The sequence below is a fragment of the Microbacterium sp. NPDC089987 genome (assembly GCF_044748505.1).
In the GTDB taxonomy this organism is placed as follows: Bacteria; Actinomycetota; Actinomycetes; order Actinomycetales; family Microbacteriaceae; genus Microbacterium.
Genome location: NZ_JBIVGE010000001.1, coordinates 1,574,438 through 1,588,762, shown reverse-complemented (window position 1 = coordinate 1,588,762; position 14,325 = coordinate 1,574,438). Strand labels below are relative to the sequence as shown.

Here is a 14,325-nt window from a genome sequence, read left to right as displayed (position 1 = left end):
GCGACGCAACCCCTTTCACTCTGCGCCGACGCGATGGTTGAGTCTGACCATGAAGCCCGCTGTGCATCTCCGTTCGATCCAGACGCTCGTCCCCGACACCCTGCTGGAGCAGACCGCGGTCCGCGACGTGTTCGCCTCCCAGCCGGGCATGTCCCGACTCGCCACGCGACTGGTGTCGGCGTCCTTCGACGGGGCGGGCGTCGAGACCAGGCACACCGTACTCGACGAATTGGACCTCACATCCGAGCCCCCCTCTCCGCGTTTCTACGACCGGAAGTCCGGCACCCTGCTCGCCCCCGGCACCCAGATGCGCAACGAGGTCTACACCAGAGAGGCCGACCGTCTCTTCGTCGGCGTCGCGCAGCGCTCCCTCGACGCGGATCCTGACATCTCGGCATCCGACATCACGCATGTGATCACCGTCTCGTGCACCGGCTTCCATGCTCCTGGACCCGACTACGCGATCGTGCGCGGGCTGGGGCTCTCCGACGCCGTGCACCGGTACCACCTGGGATTCATGGGCTGCTATGCGGCCATGCCGGCGCTGCGCGCCGCCACTCAGTTCTGCCAGGCCGACCCGCAGGCGGTGGTGCTCGTCGCCAGCGTGGAGCTGTGCACCCTGCATCTGCGCTCCTCCGACGATCCCGACACGATCATCGCCTCGTCGCTGTTCGCCGACGGCGCCGCCGCCGCACTGGTCACGGCTCGCTCGCTGCCGTCGGAGGTCGACGCGTTCACCCTCGACGGGTTCCACACCGGGATCATCCCCGAAGGCGAGCAGGACATGGCATGGACCATCGGCGACACGGGATTCGAGATGGTGCTCTCGACGGCGGTGCCGCAGCGGATCGGCGCGAACATCGAAAGCGCGCTGGGCCCGCTGTGGGCTGCGGATGCGGAGATCGCGGACACGCTCCCGCAGCAGCCCATCGGCGAGACGGTGCGGCACTGGGCGGTCCACCCGGGCGGCCGGAGCATCCTCGATCGGGTGCAGGAGCGGATGCAGCTGACCGACGAGCAGCTGCGGCCGGCGCGGGAGGTGCTGCGCACCTGCGGGAACATGTCGAGCGCGACCGTGCTGTTCGTGCTGAAGCGCATCCTCGAGCAGGAGGGCGCGCAGCCAGGGGAGCGGGTCGCGGCGATGGCGTTCGGTCCCGGCCTCACGGCCGAGAGCGCGCTGCTGACTGTGGCCGCAGCCGACGCAGCGGATGCCGGAGCCGGCGCAGCGGATGCCGGAGCCGCCGGTGCTGAAGTCGCCGGTGCTGAAGCGGCCGATGGCCGCTGATCTGCGCCGGCGCGCCGTCGCTCTGCAGGAGCTGATGGATGCCGATGACGCCGACCTCGCGATGCTCGAGCGCACTTATGCGCGCTTCCCGCTGGTGAACGCCGTGGTGTCGGGCTGGCGAGGGGTGTACCGCCAAGAGATCCTCCCGCGCGCGCGCCGCGGCCGGATCCGTGTGCTCGACATCGGCTGCGGCGGCGGAGACATCTCCAGGACGATCGCACGCAGCCTGCAGCGGGACGGGCTCACCGCCGATGTGGTCGGCGCCGACATCGATCCGCGAGCCGTGCGCTGGGCGGCTGAGGCCGATAAGCATCGCCTGGTCGACTGGCGCTGCGCGTCGAGCGGCGAGCTGGCAGCGGCGGGGGAGCTCTTCGACGTCGTGCTGTCGAATCACCTGCTGCATCACCTGAGCGCCGCCCGGCTCGCCGATCTACTCGACGACTCGGCCCGCCTCACCGCGCCGGGCGGCATCGCGGTGCACAGCGACATCGCGCGCAGTCGCACGGCGTACCGGCTCTTCGATGCCGCGACTCTGCCGCTGGCGCGCAATGTGCTGGCCGGTTCCTTCATCCGGGAGGACGGGCTGATCAGCATCCGGCGCTCGTACACCGCCGCCGAGCTCGCCGCCGTCGCTCCCGAGGGGTGGCGGGTGCAGCGGCGGATGCCGGCACGCCTTCTGCTCGTGCGGGAGGCTCCGGATGCCCGATCATGACGTCATCGTCGTCGGCGCCGGTCCCGTCGGCCTGCTGCTGAGCTGCCTGCTCGCGGCGCGGGGACTGGACGTGATGGTCTGCGAACGCCGGCACGGCATCGACGGTGCGGATGCTGATCAGCGCACCCGCGCGATCGGCATCCATCCTCCCGGCCTAGCAGCTCTGGACGCCGCGGGCGTGGGCAGCGAGGTGCGCGAGGAGGCTGTGCGGCTCGTACGGGGGGAGGTGCACGCGCGCGGGCGAAGGCTGGCATCCGTCCCCTTCGGCGTCGCACGACCGGTGCTGACCCTGCCGCAGCCGCGCACCGACGCGCTGCTGCGCAGCCGCCTGCGCACGCTCGGAGTCTCGGTGCGCGGGGGACGCGAAGCGGTCGGCCTGCGGCAGGACGCCGCGCAGGTCGTGCTGCGCACCCGCCGGGTCGATGCGGATCGCGCGGGAGCCGAGAGCGAATCATCCGCATCGTTCCTCATCGCCGCCGACGGGGTGCGCAGCGATCTTCGCGCGCAGCTCGACATCCCCTGGCTCACCCAACCCGGTCTCGGACGCTATTCGATGATCGACCTGCCTGACCCCGACGAAGAACCTGTCGCGCGCCTGTTCTGCGGGCCGGAGGGGCTCGTGGAGTCCTTCCCCCTGCCGCAGGGCCGACGGCGCTGGGTGGTACGCCATCCCGCCGGTGTCGACGAGCTCCCGGGTGAGCGCTTCACGGCGGAGGTGCGCCGGCGCACCGGCGCCGCGCTGGAGCTGCCCGGCGACAGGGAGCCGGAGTCGTTCGTCGCCGCCCAGCACCGAGCGCAGCGGGTGATCGATGGGCGGATCGTGCTGCTCGGCGACGCCGCGCATGAGGTCAGTCCGATCGGCGGCCAGGGGATGAACCTCGGCTGGGTCGACGCGCTGCGCCTCGCCGACCCCCTGCGACGATCCGTCGCGACCGGACGGCCCGCGCTGTCCGGCTTTGAGCGCCGCAGCGCCCGCGCCGTCGCGGATGTGCACCGGCGCGCCCGGTTCTACATGTGGATGGGCAGCTCGAGACGGCCGGCCGGTCAGGCCGTGCAGGAGGGCATGATCCGGATGCTGGGTGCGCCGCCGCTGCGCTTCGGAGCCGCTGCCCTGATCACCATGCGCGGGGTCTGAGCCGCGGTCATGCCCGCAGACGAAAGGAGGCCCGATCCGTGCGGACCGGGCCTCCTTCTCGAGACGGGATGTCACATGTTGATCATGTGACCGGCGAGACCGTGGAAGGCCTCCTGCAGCGCCTCCGACAGCGTCGGGTGGGTGTGCACGTTGCGCGCGGCCTCGAGAGCGGTGAGGTCCCACTTCTGCGCGAGCGTCAGCTCGGGCAGCAGCTCCGACACGTCGGGTCCGATCAGGTGCCCGCCGATGAGCTCGAGGTGCTCGGCGTCGGCGATCAGCTTGACGAAGCCGACCGGCTCGCCCAGGCCGTTGGCCTTGCCGTTCGCGCTGAACGGGAACTTCGCGACCTTGATCTCGCGGCCTTCGGCCTTCGCCTGCTCCTCGGTGAGGCCGAAGCTGGCCACCTGCGGCTGGCAGAACGTGGCGCGCGGCATCATCCGGTAGTCGCCCAGCGTCATGGTCTCGGCCTTGCCGATGGTTTCGGCGGCGACGACGGCCTGCGCCTCGGCCACGTGTGCGAGCTGCAGCTTCGCGGTGACGTCGCCGATCGCGTAGATGCCCTCGACATTGGTGCGCATGTGGTCGTCGATGTCGATCGCGCCGCGCTCGGTGAGCTTCACACCGGTCTTGTCCAGGCCGAAGCCCTCCACCCGCGGGGCGAAGCCGACCGACATGAGCACCTTGTCGGCGGTGATCTCGCCGGGCTTGCCGTCGCGGGTCTCATAGGTGACGTGCACGGAGGAGCCGTTGTCGGTGACCGTCTTCACCGCGGTGGAGGTGAGGATGTCGACGCCGAGCTTCTTGTACTGGCGCTGGATCTCCTTGGAGACCTCGGGGTCCTCGTTGGGAAGCGCGCGGTCCAGGAACTCGATGATCGTGACCTTGACGCCGTAGTTCGTCATCACGTAGCCGAACTCCATGCCGATGGCACCGGCGCCGACGATGACGATCGACTCAGGCAGCTCGCGCGAGAGGATCTGCTCTTCGTAGGTGACGACGTTGTCGCTGAGCTGCACGCCGGGAAGCAGACGCACGGTCGAGCCGGTCGCGATGATCGCGTTGTCGAAGGTGATCTCCTCGGTGGAGCCGTCGCTCTTCGCCACCGAGATGGCCTTCGGGCCGGTGAACGTGCCGCGGCCCTCGTGCTCGGTCACCTTGTTCTTCTTCGTCAGGTAGTGGATGCCCTTGACGTGGGTCTCCGCCACCTTGCGGCTGCGGTCGAACGCCGCGCCGAAGTCGAAGCTCACATCCCCCGAGATGCCGAAGAACTCGGCCTTGTGCGTGAAGGTGTGCGCGACCTCCGCGTTCTTGAGGAGCGACTTCGAGGGGATGCATCCGACGTTCAGACACACACCGCCCCAGTACTTCTCCTCGATGATCGCGGTGGACAGGCCGAGCTGGGCGCTGCGGACGGCGGCGACGTATCCGCCAGGGCCCGCGCCGAGGATGACGACATCGTAGTGTGGCATGCCCACAGCCTAATCCCTGGCTGATGGTGCGAGCGGGCGCGGGACCCGACAGAAAGTGATGGACGGGGCTGTATCGGGCCTCCTCCCGGACCCGCGCATCAGCTAGTCTGGAGTGCCGGAGGAGGGAGAACCGTGACAGACGACAGCATCGGCGCCGGAGGCGCGATACACCGCAGCGGCGGCGAGAAGCGCCACGACGTGACACAGACGTTCGGACATGACTCCGATCTCTCCTTCGTGCCCTTCGGAGCCGACCTCACCGAGCCCGAGGCGGCCGCGATCTCGGCGCTGCCGTCCGGATCCGCGCTGCTGCTCGTGCGCGCCGGTGCGCTGGCGGGTGCGCGCTACCTGCTCGACTCCGACGTCACCACCGTGGGTCGCCACCCCGAGGCGGACATCTTCTTCGACGATGTCACCGTCTCGCGTCGTCACGCCGAGATCACCCGTTCGGGAACGGCGTTCGAGATCGTCGATCAGCGTTCGCTGAACGGCACCTATGTCAACGGGGAGCGGGTCGACCGCAGTGAGCTGGCCAACGGCTACGAGCTGCGCATCGGCAAGTTCCGGATGAACTTCTTCGCGTCGCCGATCGATCTCGCGACGGCGACCGACTGATGGCGGCGGCTGGCGCCGCCAGGGACCGCTCCGCATCCTCGGGTCTTCTGAGCATCGGTCAGGTCCTGGCTCGGCTCACCCCCGAGTTCCCGCAGCTCACCTCCAGCAAGCTCCGCTTCCTTGAGGTGCAGGGCATCGTCACTCCGTCGCGCACGGAGTCCGGCTACCGGAAGTTCTCCGGCTCGGACGTCGAGCGTCTGCGTGCCGGGCTCACCCTTCAGCGCGATCACTACCTGCCGCTCAGCGTCATCCGCGAGCAGCTGGATGAGGCCGAGGCGAAGGGCGAAGGGTGGGGCAGCATCGCGCCTCCCTCGATCTCGCCGCCGGCCCGCCGCCGTCGACGCGATGAGCTGCTGCTGCACACCGGCGCGACGCCGCAGCTGCTCAACGACGCGATCAGTGCCGGGCTGATCGTCGCGGCCGAGCACTACAGCGACCAGGCGGTCGCGATGCTCTCCGGCCTGGTCACGCTCGCGCGGCACGGCATCGAGCCGCGCCACCTGCGCAGCATGCGCCAGAACGCCGAACGCGAAGCCGCTCTCATCGAGTCCGCGCTCGCGACACTGCTGCGCCGCACCGATGCGGCCTCGCGGGGGAGAGCGGCAGAACTCGCCCCCGAACTCGCCACGCACATCGACGAGGTGCGGCGTCAGCTCGTGGCCCAGTCGCTGGATCGCGTGCTTTCGTAACGAACGGATTGCGACACACCTTCCCCGCGGGTCGGATGTCATTGCCGGGGCAGGTGTCCTGCTCTACCGTGGGGAATAAGCCGTTCAGGAGGGACAGACTATGAGTGCGGATGGGCCTGCAGGCGATCCCCGATTCGTGACCGAACTCCTGTTCACCGACGGTCTGCCGGCGATGGACGACGAGGTCGGGTACCGCGGTGCGGTCGCCGCTCGCGCTGCGGGCATCACCTACCGTCAGCTCGACTACTGGGCGCGCACCGAGCTGGTCGTCCCGACCGTGCGCGGCGCCTCCGGATCCGGTTCGCAGCGCCTGTACGGCTTCCGCGACATCCTCGTGCTCAAGCTCGTCAAGCGACTGCTCGACACCGGCATCTCGCTGCAGCAGATCCGCACCGCGGTCGAGCAGCTCCGTGCCGCGGGCATCCGGGATCTCGCCGGAACCACGCTGATGAGCGACGGCGCATCGGTCTATCTGTGCACGTCGAACGACGAGGTCATCGACCTGGTCAGCCGCGGGCAGGGCGTGTTCGGCATCGCCGTCGGCAAGGTGCTGCGCGAGGTGGAGTCGACGCTGGTGGAGTTCGACCCCACGGCGCCGGACCCCGTCGACGAGCTCGCAGCACGCCGCTCCAAGCGCACCGCCTGATCGTCAGCCTGCGCGAGCAGGCGTCAACGAAGAAAGCCGCCCCGAGGGGCGGCTTCTCTCATGCACACGTGCGCGGCCCTCAGGCCGTGGCGCCGCTCTCGGGCACCGGCACCCGGCCGGTGCGGATGATCCGGTCGAGCAGCGCGTCGAAGTCGGCGGCGAGCTCCTGAGCGGAGTCGCCCGGCCAGATGTGCAGGGGCTTGGCGGCACCCTGCGCCTGCTGCAGGGAGGTGCGCTCGGGCAGCTGAGGTGACAGCACGAGCGGGCCGAACATGTCGCGCAGCTCCTTGATGCGGAACTGGTGCTCGATCGACTGGGGGCGCACGCGGTTCACGACGATCCCCAGCGGCTGGAGGCGCGGGGACAGACCGCGACGGATCTCCTCGATGGCGCGCAGTGCGCGGTCGGCCGCGGCGACCGAGAAGAGACCGGGCTCGGTGACGACCATCACGCGGTCGCTGGCCGCCCAGGCCGTGCGCGTGAGGGCGTTCAGCGACGGTGCGCAGTCGATCAGCACGAGGTCGTACTCGCTCTCGACGGTCGCCAGCGCCTCTTCCAGCTTCCAGACGTCGCGGACGCTGGGGTGCGGGCCGTCGAAGTTGATGGCGGACGGGCTGCCGATGAGCACGTCGATCGTGCCGGGGTGCACCTTGGCCCAGCCGCTGGTGGTGATCGCCTGGCGCACCACCTTCTCCTTGGGATTGCCGAGGACGTCGGCGATGTTCAGCCGTCCGGCGATCTGGAGGTCCATGCCGGTGGACACGTCGGACTGGGGGTCGAGGTCGACGACGAGGGTCCGGATGCCACGGGCGAAGGCGGCGGAGGCGAGACCGAGAGTCACGGTCGTCTTGCCGACGCCTCCCTTGAGGGAGCTGACGCTGAGTACGTGCACGTCCTACACGTTACCGTGCGCTCCTTCGGGCGGCGCTCAGCGTCGGGCGGTGCGTTTGCGCGAGGGTGCCCTTTTGCTCGTGATCAGGCGGGAGCACTAACCTTGTCGGGCGCCCACAGGGGCGCGAGCTGGGAGTGAACCGTGAACCCGAAGAACAACGTCGATCCCGAGGATGACGACTCGCTGGGTGTCCTCGACGACAGCCCGTCGTCGGACACGATGGGAATCGGGCTGACCGGCTCCACCGCGCACGTCGAGGTCATCCTGCCCACCGGCGGATACGACGACGAAGCGGACGACGAGGCAGTCGACGATGGGGTCGTCGACGCCGAGACTGCCTCGGTGGTCACTGATCTCATCATCGACACGTCGGCTGTCGCCGACGCCGAACTCCTCGCGCGCATCCAGCAGGAGGCGCCGGACATCATCATCGAGCTGCCAGCCGAGGACCTTCCGGTCGCCGATCCGGAGCCACTGAGCGACCCGGATGCGAGCGACGCGCCGGCCGAGGACGAGGTCGAGATCGTCGCGGAGCTGATCGACGATGCCGCTCATTCCGAGGACGTCGCCGCCGACTTCGACGCGCTCGGAGCTGACACGGTCGACGAGTCCGTCTCCGGGGAGGTGCCGACGCCGGAACCGGAGGCCGAGTTCGACGCGGCCGAGTCACACGTGACCGTCATCCAGGTCGATGCCGAGGACGTCGACGCTGATGACGAGGCCGAGGGCGTCGATGACGATCCCCAGGACGTCGACGCCGGCTATGCCGACGACGATCACGACGACGACGAAGAAGCCGACGACGATGCCGACGCCGCCGCCGATGCCGCCGCCGCCGACCACGCCGAAGACGACGACGAAGCCTACGACGCCGACGCCGACGACGCCGATGACGATCTCGATGACGTCATCGAGGAAGAGCACGAGCACGACCTCGACGACGACGAGGAAGATGATGATGACGGGCTCGTCGAGGCGGGTCCCGTCGACGACCAGGCCCGCGAACAGGGAGGTACCGGTCCGGTAGACCGCGCTCCGGCGTCAGAGCACGCAGCGGTTCGGCTCGATGCACCGCTACCTCCCGCACCGGCAGAGGAGACCGATCCTGTGGCATCCCACGACCCTGCTCCCGAGTCGCGGCCGGTGGTCGCGCAGCCCGCTGAGGTCGCCCAACCCGCTGAGGTCGCGCTGACCTCCAAGCGGCTCGACGACCTCGGATCCGCTGCGACCAGCGAGACCGCCGACCTGCTCACGGCAGACCGACTGCTCGACCCTGCCCGGATGACCAGACCCGAGCCCGAGGGCGCCTGGAGCCACCTGCTCTACTCGATCTCCGGTGGCCGCATCAACGTCGGCGACAGCCGCAAGGCGCGTGAGCGCAAGCAGCTCAGCGCTCGCATCGCCGCTCCGCTCGCCGGCACCGCCCGCTTCGTGCCCGTGCTCTCGCGCAAGGGCGGCGTGGGCAAGACCACCGTCACCGCGCTGCTCGGCATGGCGCTGGCCGACGCCCGCGACGACCGCGTCATCGCCGTCGACGCCAATCCCGACCGCGGCACCCTCGCCGAGCGCGTGGTCGGCTCGCACACGAAGTCGGTCCGCGACCTCGTGCGCGCGCAGCACGACATCCGCGGCTTCCACGACGTGTCTGCACTCGTCGCCCGCGACGAGACCCGCCTCGACGTGCTCGCGTCCGATGCCGACCCGCGCATCGCGGAGGCGTTCGGAGACGCGGACTACCGCGATGTGGCCACGGTCGCCGCGCAGTACTACTCGCTGGTGCTCACCGACTCCGGCACCGGCATCGTGCACTCGGTGATGGGCGCCACGCTCGACCTCGCCGACCAGCTCATCATCGTGTCGGGCCTGAGCGTCGACGAGGCGCGCCTGGCATCCGAGACCCTGACCTGGCTCGAGACGAACGGGCATGCCGGACTCGCCCGCGAGGCGATCGTCGTGCTGAACCAGTCGAACCCCGGAGCGCCGCTCGTGCGGCTGGGCGAGCTCGAAGCGCACTTCTCGACGCGCGCCAAGCACGTGCTCCGCATCCCGTACGACTCGCAGATCGCCGGGGGCGGCGAGATCGATTTCGGCAGCCTGCAGCCCGCCACCCGCCAGGCTGCTCGCGAAGTGGCGGCAGCCCTCGTCGAGGGCCTGCGAGCGAAGGCAGCCCGATGACGGTCCGGGAGATCCGCCTCTACGGCGACCCGGTGCTGCGCACCGTCTGCGAACCGATCGGCGAGATCGACGAGGGCGTGCGCGCGCTCATCGCCGACCTGATCGACACCGTCGAGCTGCCCGGACGGGCAGGCGTGGCCGCGAACCAGATCGGCTTCGCCCTGCGCGCCTTCAGCTACAACGTCGATGGCGAGATCGGCTACGTCATCAACCCCGTGCTCACCGAAGTGCGCGGCGAGCCCGTGCCGACGGGCGAGGGATGCCTGTCTGTGCCGGGCCTGTGGCACGACACTCCACGGCACCCGTGGGCCCGCGTCGAGGGCATCGACCTCGACGGCGACCCGATCGTGCTCGAGGGCGACGGTCTGCTTGCCCAGGCGCTGCAGCACGAGACCGACCACCTCGACGGGCGGGTCTACCTGAGCCGCCTGGAGGGTGACACCCGCAAGCTCGCTATGCGGCAGGTGCGCGAGAGCGACTGGTTCTGACGTCGAGGCCCCCTCTCATCGTCGACGCCCCCTCTGGGTTCCGTCACCCCGAGGGGGCGCGGACAGCCAGAGGGGGCGTCGACGTGTGAAGGTCAGCCGAGCGGCGTGGTGGTCGTCTGCACCGGAGCGTCGTAGAGCTCGCCGACCGCGTCGGCGAAGTCGTCGAGGATGACGTTGCGCTTGATCGACATCTTGGGGGTCAGGTGACCGCTGGCCTCGGTCCACTCCACCGGGAGGATCGTGAACTTGCGGATGGACTCGGCGCGGGAGACGGTCTTGTTGGCGCGATCCACCGCGCGCTGCACCTCGTCACGCACGGCCGGGTTGCGGCTCGCCTCGCTCAGCGACATGTCCGCCGGAAGGCCGTTGTTCGCCAGCCACGTCGGCAGCATCTCGCTGTCGAGCGTGACCAGCGCCGAGATGAACGGCTTCTGATCGCCGAGCACGACGACCTGACCGACGATCGGGTTCGAGCGGATCGGATCCTCGAGCATCGCCGGCGCGACGTTCTTGCCACCCGCCGTGACGATGATCTCCTTCTTGCGACCGGTGATCGTGAGGAAGCCCTCCGAGTCGAAGCTGCCCAGATCGCCGGTGCGGAACCAGCCGTCGTCGAATGCCGCCTCGGTGGCCTCGGGGTTGTTCCAGTACTCCTTGAAGACGTTGATGCCCTTGACCTCGATCTCGCCGTCATCGGCGAGGCGCACCCCGACTCCGGGAAGGGCGGGCCCCACCGTGCCGATCTTCGACTTGTGCGCGAGGTTGACCGTCGCGGGCGCGGTCGTCTCGGTCAGGCCGTAACCCTCCAGGATCACGATGCCGAGGCTGTGGAAGAAGTGACCGAGGCGCGCACCGAGCGGGGCGGAACCCGACACCGCGTACGACACGTTGCCACCCATCGCCTCACGCAGCTTGCTGTAGACCAGCTTGTTGAAGAGCGCGAACTTCATCCGCAGCCCGAAGGGGATCGGCTTGCCCTCCTCGAGAAGGGTGGAGTGCTCGATCGCCGCTGCGGCCGCCGCGCGGAAGATCTTGCCCTTGCCGCCTGCCTCCGCCTTCTGCTCGGCGGAGTTGTAGACCTTCTCGAACACGCGCGGCACCGCCAGCAGGAAGGTCGGCTTGAACGACCCGAGCGCCGGGAGCAGCTGCTTCGTGTCTGGCTGGTGTCCCGTGCGCACGCCCGCATGCACGGAGAGGATCGAGATGAACCGTGCGAACACGTGCGCAGTCGTGATGAACAGCAGGGTCGAGGCGCCCGGCGCCGAGACGACCTCGTCGAGCGCCTTCCCGGAGTTGCGCGAGAGCTCGACGAAGTTGCTGTGCGTCAGGACGCAGCCCTTCGGACGCCCGGTCGAGCCGGAGGTGTAGATCAGTGTGGCGATGTCGGAGCCCACCGCGATGCCCCGGCGGCGCTCGATCTCCGCGTCGTCCACCGCCGCGCCGCGTGCGGTGAGGGTGTCGATCGCGCCCAGGTGCAGCTGCCACACCTCGCGCACGAGAGGCAGGTCGCCGCGCACCTCGTCGGCGCGGGTGAAGTGCTCGGCGGACTCGACGATGAGGGCGGTCGCTCCGGAGTCCTCCATGATCCACTGGATCTGCGCGGGGGAGCTCGTCTCATAGACGGGCACCATCACGGCTCCGGCATAGAACAGCGCGAAGTCGACGAGCGTCCAGTCGTAGGTCGTCTTGGCGATGAAGCCGACCTTCTCGCCGGGCTGGATGCCGGCGGCCACGAAGCCCTTGGCGAGAGCGATGACCGCAGTCTCGAAGTCCTTCGCCGAGATGTCGCGCCATCCGCTGCCCTCGGGCACGCTGAACAGGGCGAGATCAGGGGTCTTCTTCACCCGTTCGGCGAGCAGATCGCTGACGTTCCCCTCCGGGTCGGCAGGGACGATTGCGGGGACTTCGAACTGGGCCACGGCAGCTCCTTCGGCACCGAACGGACGGGTATCCCTGAAGTCTATGGCATGAGACCCAGTCGCAACTTGGAAGAAACTCGGTCGCCGATGCCGCCTCGGCGCTAGACTGCCCACGATGTTCTACTGGCTGATGAAGTACATCGCGATCGGTCCGCTGGTCAAGGCGATCTTCCGACCCTGGATCGTGGGGCGAGACAACGTCCCCACCAGCGGTGCGGCCATTCTGGCGAGCAATCATCTGTCTTTCGCCGACTCGATCTTCCTGCCGCTGCTCATCGACCGGCCCATGTCCTTCCTCGCCAAGAGCGACTACTTCACCGGCCGAGGGCCGAAGGGCTGGGCGACCAGGATCTTCATGAAGGGCACCGGTCAGATCCCCATCGACCGCTCAGGAGGAAAGGCCTCCGAGGCATCCCTGAACACGGGCCTGCAGATCCTGGGCCGCGGCGACCTGCTCGGCATCTACCCGGAGGGCACGCGAAGTCCCGACGGCCGGCTCTACCGAGGGCGCACCGGGATCGCGCGCATGGCACTGGAGGCGAAGGTCCCGGTGATCCCGGTGGTCATGGTCGACACCGACACCGCCATGCCGATCGGCCAGCGCGTGCCGAACATCATGCGCGTGGGAATCGTCATCGGCGAGCCGCTCGACTTCTCGCGCTACGAGGGCATGGAGAACGACCGTTACATCCTCAGAGCGGTCACCGACGAGATCATGATCGCGTTGCAGCGCCTGGGCGCCCAGCGGTACGACGACGTGTACGCATCCACCGTGAAGGACCGCCTGCCCGCCGGTGCACCCGGTCGCCCCTGACCGCCGCAACCGACTCCATCGTCGCGGCTTGGTCGTCCCGTCACAGCGCCGATCGGCGCTGTGAGCGGACACTAAGCTTGAGCACATGCTTCCCTCGCACTCCGAACTCGACGCGTGGCGATCCCTTCCCATCAAGCAGCAGCCGCAGTGGCCCGATGCCGAGCGCACCGCCGAGGTGTCGACTCAGCTGGCCGCTCTTCCGCCGCTCGTGTTCGCGGGTGAGGTCGACAATCTCCGCGCGCGGCTCGCCCGCGCGGCATCCGGACACGCCTTCCTGCTGCAGGGCGGCGACTGCGCCGAGACCTTCGCCGGGGCCACGGCGGACCAGATCCGCAACCGGATCAAGACGGTGCTGCAGATGGCGGTCGTGCTCACGTACGGCGCTTCGATGCCGGTCGTGAAGATGGGGCGCATGGCGGGTCAGTTCGCCAAGCCGCGTTCGAGCGACACCGAGACCCGGGGCGACGTCACGCTGCCCGCCTACCGCGGCGACATCGTCAACGGCTACGACTTCACCGAGAACTCCCGGCAGCCCGACCCCGGTCGCCTGCTGCAGGGCTACCACATGGCCGCGTCGACGCTGAACCTCATCCGCGCGTTCACGCAGGGCGGCTTCGCCGACCTGCGCGAGGTGCACTCGTGGAACAAGGGCTTTGCGCAGAACCCCGCCAACCAGCGCTACGAGCGCATGGCGGCCGAGATCGATCGCGCCATCAAGTTCATGGAGGCGGCCGGCGCCGACTTCGAAGAGCTCAGGCGCGTCGAGTTCTTCACGGGTCACGAGGGCCTGCTGATGGACTACGAGAGCCCGATGACGCGCATCGACTCGCGCACCGGAACTCCCTACAACACCTCGGCGCACTTCCTGTGGGTGGGGGAGCGCACCCGTGAGCTGGATGGTGCGCACGTCGACTACTTCTCGCGAATCCGCAACCCCATCGGGGTCAAGCTCGGTCCGACGACGACTCCCGAGACGGCGCTCGCGCTGATCGACAAGCTCGACCCGGACCGCGAGCCGGGTCGGCTCACGTTCATCACTCGGATGGGCTCGGGGAAGATCCGGGATGCCCTTCCTCCGCTGCTCGAGGCGGTGAAGGACTCCGGTGCCGCGCCGCTCTGGGTCACCGACCCCATGCACGGCAACGGCATCACCACGCCCAGCGGCTACAAGACGCGACGCTTCGACGACGTCGTCGACGAGGTCCGCGGCTTCTTCGAGGCTCACCGCGCGGTGGGCACCTTCCCCGGTGGCATCCATGTCGAGCTGACCGGCGACGACGTCACCGAGTGCCTCGGCGGCTCGGAGCAGATCGATGAGGCGGGCCTCGCGACCCGCTACGAGAGCCTGTGCGACCCCCGCCTGAACCACATGCAGAGCCTCGAACTCGCCTTCCTCGTCGCGGAGGAGCTCGAGAAGCGCTGAGCTCTCCGGCGACCTCGATCGCACATACGAGAGCGGTCGTCCGGATCACCGGGCGGCCGCTCT

Annotated in this window: 13 protein-coding genes; 10 read left to right on the top strand and 3 right to left on the bottom strand. The window is 69.0% G+C overall.

What is annotated here, in order from left to right; translation table 11 throughout:
• Positions 1 to 49 precede the first annotated feature (49 nt).
• From ACIPV2_RS07500 to ACIPV2_RS07490, 3 genes are read left to right on the top strand one after another with little or no spacing between them, the layout of a single operon-like run.
• Positions 50 to 1,285: a type III polyketide synthase gene (locus ACIPV2_RS07500; RefSeq protein WP_400839800.1), complete on the top strand. Its 1,236-nt coding sequence runs from the start codon at positions 50 to 52 to the stop codon at positions 1,283 to 1,285.
• Positions 1,245 to 1,997, top strand: a complete 753-nt coding sequence (locus ACIPV2_RS07495) for a methyltransferase domain-containing protein (RefSeq protein WP_400839798.1) — start codon at positions 1,245 to 1,247, stop codon at positions 1,995 to 1,997. The genes ACIPV2_RS07500 and ACIPV2_RS07495 overlap by 41 nt, the downstream gene beginning before the upstream one ends.
• Positions 1,984 to 3,132: an FAD-dependent oxidoreductase gene (locus ACIPV2_RS07490; RefSeq protein WP_400839796.1), complete on the top strand. Its 1,149-nt coding sequence runs from the start codon at positions 1,984 to 1,986 to the stop codon at positions 3,130 to 3,132. The genes ACIPV2_RS07495 and ACIPV2_RS07490 overlap by 14 nt, the downstream gene beginning before the upstream one ends.
• A 71-nt stretch (positions 3,133 to 3,203) precedes the next feature.
• Here the strand turns inward: ACIPV2_RS07490 and lpdA are convergent, their stop codons facing one another.
• The gene (gene lpdA / locus ACIPV2_RS07485) at positions 3,204 to 4,601 is read right to left on the bottom strand and encodes a dihydrolipoyl dehydrogenase (RefSeq protein WP_101186904.1); all 1,398 of its coding nucleotides are present in this window, start codon (positions 4,599 to 4,601) and stop codon (positions 3,204 to 3,206) included.
• A gap of 132 nt (positions 4,602 to 4,733) precedes the next feature.
• On the opposite strand from lpdA, the gene ACIPV2_RS07480 reads away from it, so the two are divergent.
• From ACIPV2_RS07480 to ACIPV2_RS07470, 3 genes are all read left to right on the top strand, one after another.
• Positions 4,734 to 5,216 (top strand): FHA domain-containing protein, encoded by a 483-nt coding sequence (locus ACIPV2_RS07480; protein WP_101186903.1) that lies wholly within the window; start codon positions 4,734 to 4,736, stop codon positions 5,214 to 5,216.
• The gene (locus tag ACIPV2_RS07475) at positions 5,216 to 5,905 is read left to right on the top strand and encodes a MerR family transcriptional regulator (RefSeq protein ID WP_400839794.1); all 690 of its coding nucleotides are present in this window, start codon (positions 5,216 to 5,218) and stop codon (positions 5,903 to 5,905) included. Before ACIPV2_RS07480 ends, ACIPV2_RS07475 begins: the two co-directional genes overlap by 1 nt.
• Before the next feature lie 100 nt (positions 5,906 to 6,005).
• Positions 6,006 to 6,551 carry a MerR family transcriptional regulator gene (locus ACIPV2_RS07470; protein WP_101186901.1) on the top strand — a complete coding sequence of 182 codons (546 nt, stop codon included), beginning with the start codon at positions 6,006 to 6,008 and terminating at the stop codon, positions 6,549 to 6,551.
• Positions 6,552 to 6,630: 79 nt separating this feature from the next.
• Here the strand turns inward: ACIPV2_RS07470 and ACIPV2_RS07465 are convergent, their stop codons facing one another.
• Complete coding sequence (locus ACIPV2_RS07465; protein ID WP_101186900.1) at positions 6,631 to 7,443, bottom strand: ParA family protein; 813 nt, start codon at positions 7,441 to 7,443, stop codon at positions 6,631 to 6,633.
• Between the two features lie 141 nt (positions 7,444 to 7,584).
• Between ACIPV2_RS07465 and ACIPV2_RS07460 the strand changes: the two genes are divergently transcribed.
• Together ACIPV2_RS07460 and def are read left to right on the top strand one after the other, a co-directional pair.
• A complete protein-coding gene (locus ACIPV2_RS07460; RefSeq protein ID WP_400839792.1) occupies positions 7,585 to 9,618 on the top strand; it encodes a MinD/ParA family protein in 2,034 nt (677 codons plus the stop codon).
• Positions 9,615 to 10,106, top strand: a complete 492-nt coding sequence (gene def / locus ACIPV2_RS07455) for a peptide deformylase (protein WP_400839790.1) — start codon at positions 9,615 to 9,617, stop codon at positions 10,104 to 10,106. Before ACIPV2_RS07460 ends, def begins: the two co-directional genes overlap by 4 nt.
• 92 nt (positions 10,107 to 10,198) lie before the next feature.
• Here the strand turns inward: def and ACIPV2_RS07450 are convergent, their stop codons facing one another.
• Positions 10,199 to 12,025, bottom strand: a complete 1,827-nt coding sequence (locus ACIPV2_RS07450) for an AMP-dependent synthetase/ligase (RefSeq protein WP_400839788.1) — start codon at positions 12,023 to 12,025, stop codon at positions 10,199 to 10,201.
• Positions 12,026 to 12,140: 115 nt separating this feature from the next.
• Between ACIPV2_RS07450 and ACIPV2_RS07445 the strand changes: the two genes are divergently transcribed.
• A complete protein-coding gene (locus ACIPV2_RS07445; protein ID WP_400839786.1) occupies positions 12,141 to 12,839 on the top strand; it encodes a lysophospholipid acyltransferase family protein in 699 nt (232 codons plus the stop codon).
• 85 nt (positions 12,840 to 12,924) lie between these two features.
• Entirely contained in the window at positions 12,925 to 14,262 is a 1,338-nt protein-coding gene (locus tag ACIPV2_RS07440; RefSeq protein WP_400839784.1) for a class II 3-deoxy-7-phosphoheptulonate synthase, read from the top strand.
• The last annotated feature ends 63 nt before the right edge of the window (positions 14,263 to 14,325 follow it).

What these genes read in the sequence shown, in the direction of transcription:
- ACIPV2_RS07500 (WP_400839800.1), top strand. Translation starts at nt 50, where the DNA reads ATGAAGCCCGCTGTGCATCTCCGTTCGATCCAGACGCTCGTCCCCGAC.
- ACIPV2_RS07490 (WP_400839796.1), top strand. Translation starts at nt 1,984, where the DNA reads ATGCCCGATCATGACGTCATCGTCGTCGGCGCCGGTCCCGTCGGCCTG.
- lpdA (WP_101186904.1), bottom strand. Translation starts at nt 4,601, where the DNA reads ATGCCACACTACGATGTCGTCATCCTCGGCGCGGGCCCTGGCGGATAC.
- ACIPV2_RS07475 (WP_400839794.1), top strand. Translation starts at nt 5,216, where the DNA reads ATGGCGGCGGCTGGCGCCGCCAGGGACCGCTCCGCATCCTCGGGTCTT.
- ACIPV2_RS07470 (WP_101186901.1), top strand. Translation starts at nt 6,006, where the DNA reads ATGAGTGCGGATGGGCCTGCAGGCGATCCCCGATTCGTGACCGAACTC.
- def (WP_400839790.1), top strand. Translation starts at nt 9,615, where the DNA reads ATGACGGTCCGGGAGATCCGCCTCTACGGCGACCCGGTGCTGCGCACC.
- ACIPV2_RS07445 (WP_400839786.1), top strand. Translation starts at nt 12,141, where the DNA reads ATGTTCTACTGGCTGATGAAGTACATCGCGATCGGTCCGCTGGTCAAG.
- ACIPV2_RS07440 (WP_400839784.1), top strand. Translation starts at nt 12,925, where the DNA reads ATGCTTCCCTCGCACTCCGAACTCGACGCGTGGCGATCCCTTCCCATC.